This window comes from Streptomyces sp. (assembly GCF_031181705.1).
GTDB lineage: Bacteria > Actinomycetota > Actinomycetes > Streptomycetales > Streptomycetaceae > Streptomyces.
This window is the reverse complement of sequence record NZ_JAPSKN010000040.1, coordinates 26530-38510: the sequence shown is the minus strand read 5'-3', so window position 1 is coordinate 38510 and position 11981 is coordinate 26530. Positions and strand designations below refer to the sequence as shown.

The 11981-nt window shown below is 72.3% G+C and carries 12 protein-coding genes; 9 read left to right on the top strand and 3 right to left on the bottom strand.

Features of this window, described 5'->3' with window-relative positions; all coding sequences use genetic code 11:
- The 3 genes from RIN80_RS11240 to nudC all read left to right on the top strand — a co-directional run.
- Positions 1-688, top strand: a 688-nt coding sequence (locus RIN80_RS11240) for a PD-(D/E)XK nuclease family protein (protein WP_309095399.1), incomplete at its 5' end; no start/stop codon positions are given.
- 10 nt (positions 689-698) lie between these two features.
- The gene (locus tag RIN80_RS11235; RefSeq protein WP_309095398.1) at positions 699-2102 is read left to right on the top strand and encodes a dipeptidase; all 1404 of its coding nucleotides are present in this window, start codon (positions 699-701) and stop codon (positions 2100-2102) included.
- 155 nt (positions 2103-2257) lie between these two features.
- On the top strand, positions 2258-3202 hold the full coding sequence (gene nudC / locus RIN80_RS11230) for an NAD(+) diphosphatase (RefSeq protein WP_309095397.1): 945 nt from the start codon (positions 2258-2260) through the stop codon (positions 3200-3202).
- A gap of 119 nt (positions 3203-3321) precedes the next feature.
- Here the strand turns inward: nudC and RIN80_RS11225 are convergent, their stop codons facing one another.
- Complete coding sequence (locus RIN80_RS11225; protein ID WP_009293545.1) at positions 3322-3564, bottom strand: mycoredoxin; 243 nt, start codon at positions 3562-3564, stop codon at positions 3322-3324.
- Positions 3565-3747: 183 nt separating this feature from the next.
- Between RIN80_RS11225 and RIN80_RS11220 the strand changes: the two genes are divergently transcribed.
- The 4 genes from RIN80_RS11220 to RIN80_RS11205 all read left to right on the top strand — a co-directional run bounded on the left by RIN80_RS11220 (position 3748) and on the right by RIN80_RS11205 (position 7292).
- Entirely contained in the window at positions 3748-5943 is a 2196-nt protein-coding gene (locus RIN80_RS11220; protein WP_309095396.1) for an ATP-dependent DNA helicase UvrD2, read from the top strand.
- Between the two features lie 164 nt (positions 5944-6107).
- On the top strand, positions 6108-6434 hold the full coding sequence (locus RIN80_RS11215; RefSeq protein ID WP_309095395.1) for a hypothetical protein: 327 nt from the start codon (positions 6108-6110) through the stop codon (positions 6432-6434).
- Between the two features lie 169 nt (positions 6435-6603).
- Entirely contained in the window at positions 6604-6972 is a 369-nt protein-coding gene (locus RIN80_RS11210) for a WhiB family transcriptional regulator (RefSeq protein WP_309095394.1), read from the top strand.
- Positions 6969-7292 carry a hypothetical protein gene (locus tag RIN80_RS11205; RefSeq protein ID WP_309095393.1) on the top strand — a complete coding sequence of 108 codons (324 nt, stop codon included), beginning with the start codon at positions 6969-6971 and terminating at the stop codon, positions 7290-7292. Before RIN80_RS11210 ends, RIN80_RS11205 begins: the two co-directional genes overlap by 4 nt.
- A gap of 416 nt (positions 7293-7708) precedes the next feature.
- Here RIN80_RS11205 and RIN80_RS11200 read toward each other — a convergent pair whose 3' ends face one another.
- Both RIN80_RS11200 and RIN80_RS11195 read right to left on the bottom strand, forming a co-directional pair.
- The gene (locus RIN80_RS11200) at positions 7709-9079 is read right to left on the bottom strand and encodes an AarF/ABC1/UbiB kinase family protein (protein WP_309095392.1); all 1371 of its coding nucleotides are present in this window, start codon (positions 9077-9079) and stop codon (positions 7709-7711) included.
- A complete protein-coding gene (locus RIN80_RS11195; RefSeq protein WP_309095391.1) occupies positions 9072-10286 on the bottom strand; it encodes a TOMM precursor leader peptide-binding protein in 1215 nt (404 codons plus the stop codon). The genes RIN80_RS11200 and RIN80_RS11195 overlap by 8 nt, the downstream gene beginning before the upstream one ends.
- A 309-nt stretch (positions 10287-10595) precedes the next feature.
- On the opposite strand from RIN80_RS11195, the gene RIN80_RS11190 reads away from it, so the two are divergent.
- Both RIN80_RS11190 and RIN80_RS11185 read left to right on the top strand, forming a co-directional pair.
- On the top strand, positions 10596-11204 hold the full coding sequence (locus tag RIN80_RS11190; RefSeq protein WP_309095390.1) for a M48 family metallopeptidase: 609 nt from the start codon (positions 10596-10598) through the stop codon (positions 11202-11204).
- A 142-nt stretch (positions 11205-11346) separates the two neighbouring features.
- Positions 11347-11981 (top strand): TerD family protein (locus RIN80_RS11185; RefSeq protein ID WP_309095389.1); only part of this gene is annotated, 635 nt, incomplete at its 3' end.

Sequence of the window (11981 nt, the reverse complement as noted above, 5' to 3'; positions counted from 1 at the left end):
CACCGGCGAGCTGCTGCGTGCCCGCGACAGCGTCACCGAGGTGCCCCTCCCCGCGTCGCTCACGGCGTCCCAGCTGCTGCACCTGGCCGCCGACCCGGACGGCTTCGCGCGGGAGCTGGCCCGCCCCATGCCCCGCCCACCCCAGCCCGCCGCACGCCGCGGCACCCGCTTCCACGCCTGGGTCGAGGCCCGCTTCGAGGAACTCACCCTGCCGCTGCTGGAACCGGAGGAACTGCCCGGCAGCGAGGCCGAGATCGCCGACGAACGGGACCTCCAGCTCCTCAAGGACGCCTTCGAACGCACCGAGTACGCGCACCGCACGCCCTACCGCGTGGAGGCCCCCTTCCAGCTCACGCTCGCCGGTCGCGTCGTGCGCGGCCGCATCGACGCCGTCTACAAGGAGGGCGACGGCGACGGGACGACGTACGAGATCGTCGACTGGAAGACCAGCCGCTCCCGCACCGCCGACCCGCTCCAGCTCGCCGTCTACCGACTCGCCTGGGCCGAGCAGCAGGGCGTGCCCCCGGAGTCGGTCACGGCGGCGTTCCTGTACGTGCGCACCGGGGAGGTCGTGCGCCCGCATGCGCTGCCCGACCGGGCGGCCCTTGAGCGGCTGCTGCTGGAGGAGCCGTCGGGGGGCCGGTTCGGTGAGGAACCGCACTCCGAGGACATCGGTGCGGGCCGATAGGCTCGTGACCATGAGCCAGACCCCGGACAGCGTCGTCCGTACGTACATCCAGCAGCACCGCGCCGCCTTCCTCGACGACCTCGCCGAGTGGCTGCGCATCCCGTCGGTGTCGGCCCAGCCCGACCACGCGCCCGACGTACGACGCAGCGCCGACTGGCTCGCCGCCAAGCTGACGGAGACCGGCTTCCCGACGGCCGAGGTCTGGCAGACCCCGGGCGCGCCCGCCGTCTACGCCGAGTGGCCCTGTGACGACCCGCAGGCACCCACCGTGCTGGTCTACGGCCACCACGACGTGCAGCCCGCCGCCCGGGAGGACGGCTGGGACACCGAGCCCTTCGAGCCCGAGGTGCGCGGCAACCGCCTCTACGCGCGCGGGGCCGCCGACGACAAGGGGCAGGTCTTCTTCCACACCCTCGGGCTCCGCGCCCACCTCGCGGCCACCGGCCGCACCACTCCCGCCGTGCACCTCAAGCTGCTGATCGAGGGCGAGGAGGAGTCCGGCTCGCCGCACTTCCGGGCCCTGGTCGAGCAGCACGCCGAGCGGCTCGCCGCCGACGCCGTGATCGTCTCCGACACCGGCATGTGGTCGGAGGACACCCCCACGGTGTGCACGGGCATGCGCGGCCTCGCCGAGTGCGAGATACGGCTGTACGGCCCCGACCAGGACATCCACTCCGGTTCCTTCGGCGGCGCGGTGCCCAACCCGGCGACGGCCGCCGCCCGCCTGGTCGCCGCGCTGCACGACGAGCACGCGCGCGTGGCGATCCCCGGCTTCTACGACGGCGTCGTCGAGCTGACCGACCGCGAGCGCGCCCTCTTCGCCGAACTGCCCTTCGACGAGCGGCAGTGGCTGCGCGCGGCCAGGTCGCACGCCACGCGGGGCGAGGCCGGCTACACGACCCTGGAGCGCGTCTGGGCCCGTCCGACCGCCGAGGTCAACGGCATCGGCGGCGGCTACCAGGGCCCCGGCAGCAAGACGATCGTCCCGGCCTCCGCCATGGTGAAGCTCTCCTTCCGGCTGGTGGCGGGCCAGGACCCCGATCACGTCGAGAAGGCGGTCCGCGCCTGGGCTGAGCAGCAGGTGCCCGCCGGGATCCGCTGCGAGATCACGTTCAGCGGGGCCACGCGCCCGTGCCTGACGCCGCTGGACCACCCGGCGCTGCAGTCGGTCGTCCGCGCCATGGAGCGGGCCTTCGGCAAGCCCGTGCGCTTCACCCGCGAGGGCGGCTCCGGACCCGCGGCCGACCTCCAGGACGTCCTCGGTGCCCCGGTGCTCTTCCTCGGCATCTCCGTCCCCTCCGACGGCTGGCACGCACCGAACGAGAAAGTCGAACTCGACCTGCTCCTCAAGGGCGTCGAGACCACCGCGTACCTGTGGGGTGACCTCGCCGAGCACTGGCGTCACGCACCCTGACCGCAGGCCGCCGCCCGGACCGGCCACGCGCGCGGGGCACACTGGAAGAGCCGCCCCGCACCGCACGAGCCCGCCGGAACCGGTCGTCTCCCGCCGCACGTCCCGCCGAACAGCCGCCGAACCCAACCGTTCCACCGGGGGAGTTGGAAGCACCCGTGACCACCTGGACCGACCACAACGCCGAACGGCCCATCTCGCTCACCGCCCCGAGCGGCATCGACCGGGCCGCGCACCACCGGCTCGACGAGGCCTGGCTCGCGGCGGCGTGGAGCCACCCCTCCACGCGCTGCTTCGTGGTCTCCGGTGGCCAGGTCCTCATCGACGAGACGGCGGACGGGCGCACCGAGATCGTCATGACCCCCTCCTTCGAGGCCCCCCTCACCGAGGCGCACCGCTACTTCCTCGGCATCGACGAGGACGGCGTCAGCTACTTCGCCCTCCAGAAGGACGCGCTGCCCGGACGCATGGACCAGTCCGCGCGTCCGGCGGGCCTGCGCGAGGCGGGACTACTGCTGTCGGCACGCGACGTGGGTCTGATGGTGCACGCGGTCGGCCTGGAGAACTGGCAGCGCACCCACCGCTTCTGCTCCCGCTGCGGCGAGCGCACCGTGATCGCCGCGGCCGGCCACATCCGCCGCTGCCCCGCCTGCGGGGCCGAGCACTACCCGCGCACCGACCCGGCCGTGATCATGGCCGTGACCGACGAGGACGACCGCCTCCTGCTCGGCCGCCAGATGCACTGGCCCGAGGGCCGCTTCTCGACGCTGGCCGGGTTCGTCGAGCCCGGCGAGTCCATCGAGCAGTCGGTGCGCCGCGAGGTCCACGAGGAGGTCGGCATCACCATCGGGCAGGTCGAGTACGTCGCGAGCCAGCCCTGGCCGTTCCCGTCCAGCCTGATGCTGGGCTTCCTGGCCCGCGCCACCACGACCGAGATCGACGTCGACGGCGACGAGATCCACGAGGCCCGCTGGTTCTCCCGCGACGAACTGCGCGCCGCCTTCGAGTCCGGCGAGGTGCTCCCGCCCTACGGCATCTCGATCGCGGCCCGTTTGATCGAACTCTGGTACGGCAAGCCCCTCCCGACCCGCACCGTGGCCTGACGGGGCGCCTGACGGGCTCGTCCGACCAAGCCGGGCCGTACGGCCACCCGTACACCGCAAGAAGGCGGCCCCTGAGCACACACGCTCAGGAACCGCCTTCCCGCACACTCAACCGGCGACTAGGCGCCGATCTTCTGCTTCACCTGAGCCAGCGACGGGTTGGTGAGGGTGGAGCCGTCCGGGAACAGAACGGTGGGCACCGTCTGGTTGCCGCCGTTCGCCTTCTCCACGAACGCGGCGGACTCCGGGTCCTGCTCGATGTTGATCTCGTTGTACGCGATGCCCTCGCGGTCCATCTGGCTCTTCAGCCGGCGGCAGTAGCCGCACCACGTGGTGCTGTACATCGTCACAGTGCCCGGCATGTCTCTCGTGCTCCTTCGGTGGCTCGGGGACGGGTTCGCAGTCGGTGGAACGCAAGTGAAACGTCCACCATTCCCGGGTCCCCGGTCCCGCCGGACGTGACGCCTGCCGCATTGGTACGACTATCGGCGCCTGCCTGTGGACAACCGGCACAGCCGTCTCGCCCGACCTGGCAGCATGGCTGTGTGACAGCAGCAACGCACTCCACCCTGTTCCCGCAGGTACCGGACTCGGCCGACGCGGTGCTCGACGGGCTCGACCCCGAGCAGCGCGAAGTGGCCACCGCCCTGCACGGTCCGGTGTGCGTCCTGGCGGGCGCGGGCACGGGCAAGACCCGGGCGATCACCCACCGCATCGCCTACGGAGTACGCGCCGGCATCCTCCAGCCGTCCAGTGTGCTCGCCGTCACCTTCACCAACCGCGCCGCCGGGGAGATGCGCGGCCGGCTCCGCCAGCTCGGCGCCGGGGGCGTCCAGGCGCGCACGTTCCACTCGGCCGCCCTGCGCCAGCTCCAGTACTTCTGGCCGAAGGCCATCGGCGGCTCCATGCCCCGGCTCGTCGACCGCAAGATCCAGCTCGTCGCCGACGCGGCCGCCGCCTGCCGTGTCCGGCTCGACCGCGGCGAGCTGCGGGACGTCACCGCCGAGATCGAATGGTCCAAGGTCACCCAGACCGTCCCCGCCGACTACGCGCCCGCCGCGGCCAAGGCCGGCCGCGAGGCCCCCCGGGACCCGGCCGAGATCGCCCAGCTCTACGCCGCCTACGAGGACATCAAGCGCGAGCGCTCGGTCATCGACTTCGAGGACGTGCTCCTGCTGACCGTCGCAGTGCTCCAGGACCGGCACGACATCGCCGAACAGGTCCGCGCGCAGTACCAGCACTTCGTGGTCGACGAGTACCAGGACGTCAGCCCGCTCCAGCAACGCCTGCTGGAGCTGTGGCTGGGCGAGCGGGACGACCTGTGCGTCGTCGGCGACGCCAGCCAGACGATCTACTCGTTCACCGGAGCGACCCCCGACCACCTGCTGGACTTCCGTACGCGCCACCCGGGAGCCACCGTCGTCAAGCTGGTCCGCGACTACCGCTCCACCCCCCAGGTCGTCCACCTCGCCAACGGCCTGCTCGCCCAGGCGAAGGGCCGCGCCGCCGATCACCGCCTGGAGCTCGTCTCCCAGCGCCCCGCGGGCCCGGAGCCGGTCTACACCGAGTACACCGACGAGCCCGCCGAGGCGGAGGGCGCGGCCCGCCGCATCCGCGAGCTCATGGACGCGGGCGTCCCGGCCGCCGAGATCGCCGTCCTGTTCCGCACGAACGCGCAGTCCGAGACCTATGAGCAGGCCCTCGCCGACGCCGGGGTGCCCTACCAGCTGCGCGGCGCCGAGCGGTTCTTCGACCGCCCCGAGGTGCGCAAGGCGGGCGTCGCCCTGCGCGGCGCGGCCCGCTTCGGCGGCAACGACTCCCTCCTGGACGACGCCGTCGACCTGCCCTCCCAGGTGCGGGCCGTGCTGTCGGGGGAGGGCTGGACGCCGCAGCCCCCGGCCGGCTCCGGCGCCGTACGGGAGCGCTGGGAGTCCCTGGCCGCCCTGGTGAACCTTGCCCAGGACTTCGCCGCCGCCAAGCCGGGCGCCACCCTCGCGGACCTCGTCGCCGAGCTCGACGAGCGGGCGAGCGCCCAGCACGCCCCCACCGTGCAGGGCGTCACCCTCGCGTCCCTGCACTCGGCCAAGGGCCTGGAGTGGGACGTCGTGTTCCTCGTCGGCGTGGCCGAGGGGATGATGCCGATCACCTACGCCAAGACCGACGAGCAGATCGAGGAGGAACGCCGCCTGCTGTACGTCGGCGTCACCCGCGCGCGGGAACGCCTCCATCTCTCCTGGGCCCTCTCCCGCTCACCCGGTGGCCGTCCCAGCCGTCGCCCCAGCCGGTTCCTCGACGGTCTGCGTCCCGGCTCGACGGCCACCACCGGCCGCGCGCCCGCGGGCGGCGCGGGCGGAATCGAGCGCGGCATCCCCGGAACCAGGGGCTCCGCCCCGAGACGGGTGCAGCGCACCCCGGCCCGCTGCCGCGTCTGCGGCCGCACGCTGACCGACGCGGGCGAGATGAAGCTGATGCGCTGCGACGACTGCCCCTCCGACATGAACGAGGCCCTCTACGAGCGGCTCCGCGAGTGGCGTGCGGACCAGGCACGCAAGAGCGGCCAGCCGGCCTTTTGCGTGTTCACCGACCGGACACTGATGGCGATCGCCGAGACGGCCCCCGACGACGAACACCAGCTGGCGCGCATCCCGGGCGTCGGCATGCGCAAGCTCACCCGCTACGGAGCCGACGTTCTGGCCATCTGCGCAGGCCAGTACCCCGCGGCGGGCGCAGATCACGACTGACACGAACTCGTCGAAAAAATAGTTTGCGCATGCCCCAGCAATCCCCATAGGTTCTTAGGCACGAGAGCAGCGGCCTTCTCGGAGGCCCTGATTCCGTGCTGTACTTGCATATCCGTAGGACTGGTTCACCCAGTCCCCCGAGACGCCGAGAGGAGGCGAGCCCAGTGATCAGCATCAACAGCAGCTTCATCAGCACCGTGAAAATGACCGATCGCTCGGCCGTCTCCACGTGCATGCTCGGCGTTTCGAACCTGGGCACCGGTCTGTCCGGCATTCGTGCCGTCCGTCCGGCGTCCTCCTCCGTTGCTCCCGCGGGCCTTCCCGTCCGTGAGCGCAATGAGCGACCGACCAAGGCACTGGAAGCAGCAGTAGCGGCACAGGCGCAGGCCTATGCCTTTACGGCGACCGGTGCCGGATTCCGGAAGCAGACGACGCAGCACCACCTGATGTGGGCCTTCCGTGGGCCAGAACCCTGGAGTGATCCAGCCTGATTCGATCAGGCCGGCGCCTTCAGGGCCGCGGAACCCCATCCGGGATCCGCGGCCCTTCTGTTTGTCCCCGATCAGGGACGACGGACCGAAGGACCTCGGGACAACAGAAGAACCCGGTACCAGCCGCCCCCGGCCAACAGGCCGGAACGACCAGACGAGGAAGACGACCGTGCAACTCGAAGCGCACGCACCGTCCGTTCCGCCTTCGGAAACGATCCCCAAGCCCGGCTCCACGGAGGACTCCACCGTGACCCCGCTCACCGCGCTCACCGCGCTCGACGACGCCATCGAGAACCTCGGCGTACCCGTCCCGTGCCGCTCCTACGACCCGGAGGTCTTCTTCGCCGAGTCGCCCGCGGACGTCGAGTACGCCAAGTCCCTCTGCCGCACCTGCCCGCTGATCGAGGCCTGCCTCGCCGGCGCCAAGGAGCGGCGTGAGCCTTGGGGCGTCTGGGGTGGCGAGCTGTTCGTCCAGGGTGTCGTCGTCGCCCGGAAGCGGCCGCGTGGCCGCCCGCGCAAGAACCCGGTCACAGCATGAACACCGCAGGAACGATCGACCGTCCCCTCACGCACGACCCCCAGAAGCAGGCCCCGATGAAGCCGTCCCCCGACGAGCCCGCAGGCTCCGCGACCCAAGACTTCACCACGAACGGCGCGATGGACTCGCGTCAGAACAGGACCCGACAGATGCAACTCATCCCAGAAGCCATGGCTCGTGCGCATATGCGCGAGCGACTGGACGAGGCGGAGCGGGATCGCCAGGCCGTGCGCCTGGTGGCCGCCCGCCGGATGCAGCGCAGGGCGGAGCGCGCCTCGCGGCGCGCGCGCCGGGCGCTCGCCATCGCGGTCATGCAGTAACCGACCGCACCTGAAGCGATGGCCTCCCGCAGCGGAGGCCGTGCTTTCCCGCGGGGGCCGGTCCGTGCCGAACGGACCGGCCCCCGCGGCGCGTTGCGGCCGAGGGCGGCGCAGGCCGCCGGCGCGGTGATGCGTGGTGGCGGTGACGCGGCCGGGAACGGAGCTGTGGTCGGCGGGTGACCAGTCGGACGAGCCCTCCGGACGCGGTGACGACGAGTCCGCCGCGGAGCCCTGGCAGGCCTGCGCCCGCTGTGGCACGACTCCGCCCCACCCCGGGCACGACTCCGCCACCCACCTGGGCCTTCTCGGTCGAGCACGGCGTGGGCCGCTGCTCCTGCGCGACCTGCTCCCGGGAGCAGGTCAGGTCGGTCGGGAGGCGCCCGGACTCCGGCCGGTGGTGAGACGTGGGGCCGGGATCACGCCTCCGCGACCGCCTCCCCGCCGTCCGCCGGATCCTCCGGCACGAACCCTGGGAGCCACTCCTCCAGTTCCTCGCGCAGCCGCACCGTGGCACCCAGCTGACACAGCACGCCGATGGTGCTCAGCGTCACCCGGTGGATCAGCAGATATGACGGGGGCAGATTGAGCCGCTTGCCCAGCTGGTAGGCGGGGGAGCGGGGATCGGCGACGCGGGCCGCCTGGCTGCGCATCCAGCCGCGCGTGAACGTGAACTCCTCGACCTGGGCCGGTTCGATGATCGGCAGGAGGTAGTCCATGACGGCGTCGGGGTCCAGCTCCATGGTCTCCTTGACGAAGCCCTCCGCGCACAGGAGCTCGTAGACCGCCTCGGCCTCGCCGTCGAGGGTCATGCGAAGGGACTCGCCGATGGTGGCAGGCAGACCACCCGGAAGGCGGTCGACCGTGCCGAAGTCCAGGACGCCCAGGCGCCAGTCGTCCTCTCCGTCCGGACCACCGGGGAGCAGACGGAAGTTGCCCGGGTGCGGATCGGCGTGGAGCAGGCCGGTGCGGGCCGGGCCGGAGAACAGGAAGCGGGCCAGAAGCTGGCCGGCGCGGTCGCGCTGTTCCTGGGTGCCGTCCGAGATGACCTCCGACAGGGGGATGCCGTCGATCCACTCGGTGATCAGGACCTGCTCGGACTGGTGGACCACGTGCGGCACGAGGACGTCCGGGTCGTCCGTGAACTCCTCCGCGTGGGCCTGCTGGGCCTGGGCCTCCAAGCCGTAGTCGAGCTCCTCCGAGACGCGGTCCTTCAGCTCGGCGATCAGCGGCTTGATGTCCATGCCGGGGATCAGCGGGCCGAGCAGACGGGAGAAGCGGCTCAGCTGGTTCAGGTCGGACAGCAGCGCCTCGCCCGCGCCGGGGTACTGCACCTTGACGGCCACCTCACGGCCGTCGTGCCACACCGCCCGGTGGACCTGGCCGATCGAGGCGGCCGCGGAGGGCTTGTCCTCGAACTCCGAGAACAGCTCCTGCCAGCCCTCGCCGAGCCGCTCCTGCAGCACCCCGTGCACCGTGCGCGTGGGCATCGGCGGCGCGGCCTCCTGGAGCTTCGTCAGCGCGGCCCGGTAGGGGCCGGCCACCTCCTCGGGCAGTGCGGATTCGAAGACGGACAGCGCCTGGCCGAACTTCATGGCGCCGCCCTTGAGCTCGCCGAGCACCTTGAACAGCTGCTCGGCGGTGCGCTGCTGGAGCTCGCGGCCGACGAGCTCAGCCGACTCGCCGACGATCCGCTTGCCGAATCCCCACGTCGCGCGCCCGGCGATGCCGAGCGGGAGCGCGGCGAGTTTGGCGGTCCGGGTGACCGCTTTCCGGGGAAGATCAGACATGCGCCCTCCAAGTCCCAGCCGGCCGCTCCGCCGCTGCCTCACGGCACTGCGCCGACGGCCGTTGCACCGCCATTGTCTCGTGTGATGCCCCGTCCTCCGAGGGGTGCTCCCCATTTCCTCTCTCAGAGGCGCCGCAGGGGCATGCGGAATGGGCCCATACCGGCCGGGCGTGCCAGTGGAGCGTGGGGAGCGAGACCTCCCAGCGCGCGCCGGTGCTCGACGGGACCCGGCCGTCCAGGAAGGCGAGCGCGTGCGCGGCGGCCAGCCCGGCCACCGTCGTGGCCAGCGCCAGGTCGCAGGGCCGGACCTCGCGCTGCCTGCCCGAGCGCCACTGGGCGATCAGACGCGGCCAGGTCGGGTCCCGGTCGGTGCGGTCCTCGTGCAGACAACCCGCACAGCCCGTCTCCCCGGGCAGTACGAGCGGACCGACCACGCCGGTCCCCTCCACGACACCGGCGTACAGGTGGGGCGTCCCGGAGGCCATCAGCGGTTCGGCGCAGGACGGGGCGGGCGCGTGCACCGCGACATCGTCCCGCGGGGCGAGGACCACCAGGGAGAAACCCGGGTCGCCTCCGTCCGGGGGCGGTGGGAGCTCGGCGCGGCGGGGCGGCCGGTCCGGGGCGGCCTGCCGTACGGCCCGGCGGGCCGACTCGTCCCTGCGGTCGCCGACGGCCTGGGCCGGATGCCCGCCCGGGGCGACGTCCCACGGCTCCACCCGGCCGCCGTCACGCACCTCGACCTCGCCCACGCCGGCCCCGGCCAGCAGCGAGGCCAGGAGGGCACCCACCCGGCCCGCGCCCCTGACCTGCACGCGCTGCGAGCGGCGGGCGGCCAGCCGTCCGAGCGCCTCGCCCGGCTCCGAGGTGGTGAGGGACAGCGAGGCCAGGTCGGGCCGGAGCCGGTCGAGGACGTCCTTCTTCGCCCGCAGCGTGTCGGCGGCGGGTCCGCCGCCCCGGGCGTCGTCGAGGAGCCCGGCCCGCGAAAGCCGCCGCACCAGCCCGTCGACATGGCCGTCCGGCAGGTCCATCCGGCGCCCCTCCTCGCGCAGCAGCTCCATCCCCCGCGTGCCGTTCAGCAGGTCGAGGAAGCTGCCCGTCGCCGTGTCCATCGGCCCGAGCGTCAGGGCGTGCGCCGGCGTCATGCCGAACTGCACGGTGTTGAGGTCGCGCCAGCCGCGCCGGAGCGCGGGTTTCACCATCGGATGCATGACAGGTCCCCCGTATGTCATAGAACGTCCCGTGTGCCGGAAGGGAGTGCGGATGTGGGTCGAGCCGGGCCCGGTCGCAGGACACCGCGGTCGCGGCGAACCCTGGTGCCGGGCTGCCGTTCCGGTCCTGAAGCGGGCCCGCCCCTCGCTTCGCCGACTGGATCCAGCATGCCCAAACCCGTCACCCGCCGCCGAAAGTTGTCCACAGGCACGGGGATTCGTCGTACAAATCCGGCGGCCGGAGAGGGGGGCGCCATCGAACCGTCCCGGAGCCGGGACTTCCCCGTGTGCAGCGGGTAACGTCGGGGCGTGCCCGCCGATCCACTGCACCGCGCCGGAAAGCCACAGCGCAGCACGACGAGCCAGCCGCCGAGCGGCTCGGGGGCGAGCGCGATCGAGGTCCGCAGGAGTCCCCGCCGACGCAGGACGGTCTCCGCGTACCGCGAGGGCGATCGCACCGTAGTGCTCATCCCCGCCCGCATGTCCGCGGCGGAGGAGCAGCGCTGGGTGAACGTCATGCTCGACAAGCTGGCCGCCCAGGAGAGCAAGCGGTCCCTCGGGGACGCCGAGCTGTTTGAGCGGGCGCGGCGGCTCTCGGAGCAGTACTTCGACGGCCGGGCCCGGCCCGCCTCGGTGCGCTGGGTGACCAACCAGAACACGCGCTGGGGGTCGTGCACCCCGTCCGACGGAAGCATCCGCCTGTCGCACCGCCTGCAGGGCATGCCCGAGTACGTCGTCGACTACGTCCTCCTCCACGAACTGGCCCACCTGCTCGTCCCCGGACACGGACCCGGCTTCTGGCGGCTGCTGGAGGCCTACCCGAGAACGGAGCGGGCCCGGGGCTATCTCGAGGGCGTGGTCGCCGCCGAGCGGTTGCCCCACGTGCCCGGGGCCCGCGGGGAGAGCCCCGCGGGGTGAGTGACCGCTTTGCGTGAGCGAGCAGCCGATACGGCTGGGCGGGGGTTCTGTACCGGCTCTGTACCGACGTCTTCCGATGTCCGGATTTGCCGTTAGCCTGACGCGACGCACTCACGTTCTGGATGGGGGACGGTCGTTACGCATGGCCAGGGAATTCCAACGCGGCCACAAGGCCAGGATCAGTGACCTCACCGCGGGCACGGATCTGTACGTAGGCGTGCAGATCTCCGGCCCCGGTCTGAGCTTCGACATCAGCTGCTTCGGTCTCGACGCCGACGAGCGGCTCTCCGACGATCGGTACTTCGTCTTCTTCAACCAGCCGAAGTCCCCCGAGGAAGCCATCCAGCTCCTGGGTGCCCAGGCGGGCGACACGGAGTCCTTCCGGGTCACGCTCGACCGGATCCCCCCGCAGATCCAGAAGCTGTCCTTCACGGCGACGATCGACGGCGCCGGCCAGATGTCGCAGATCGGCGCCGGGTACATCCGGATCGTCGCGGGCGGCGAGGAGGTGGCCCGCTACTCCTTCACCGGCTCGGAGTTCTCCACCGAGCGGGCCGTGATGCTGGGTGACTTCTACCTGAAGGACGTGTGGCGGTTCGCCGCCGTCGGGCAGGGCTTCGACGGCGGTCTGGACGCGTTGCTGAAGAACTTCGGCGGCGAGGTGGCCGAAGAGGAGGCGCCCGCGCCCGGTCCGCAGCAGGCTCAGGGCGGCGCCGCCCCGGGCTTCGCCCCGCCGGCCTTCGCAGCACCCGCCGCCCCGGCGCCTGCCCCGGCCCC

Bases quoted from the DNA above. Each gene is read 5' to 3' on its own strand.
- RIN80_RS11235 (WP_309095398.1), top strand. From the start codon at position 699: ATGAGCCAGACCCCGGACAGCGTCGTCCGTACGTACATCCAGCAGCAC.
- RIN80_RS11225 (WP_009293545.1), bottom strand. From the start codon at position 3,564: ATGCCGGGCACTGTGACGATGTACAGCACCACGTGGTGCGGCTACTGC.
- RIN80_RS11205 (WP_309095393.1), top strand. From the start codon at position 6,969: ATGAACACCGCAGGAACGATCGACCGTCCCCTCACGCACGACCCCCAG.
- RIN80_RS11200 (WP_309095392.1), bottom strand. From the start codon at position 9,079: ATGTCTGATCTTCCCCGGAAAGCGGTCACCCGGACCGCCAAACTCGCC.
- RIN80_RS11195 (WP_309095391.1), bottom strand. From the start codon at position 10,286: ATGCATCCGATGGTGAAACCCGCGCTCCGGCGCGGCTGGCGCGACCTC.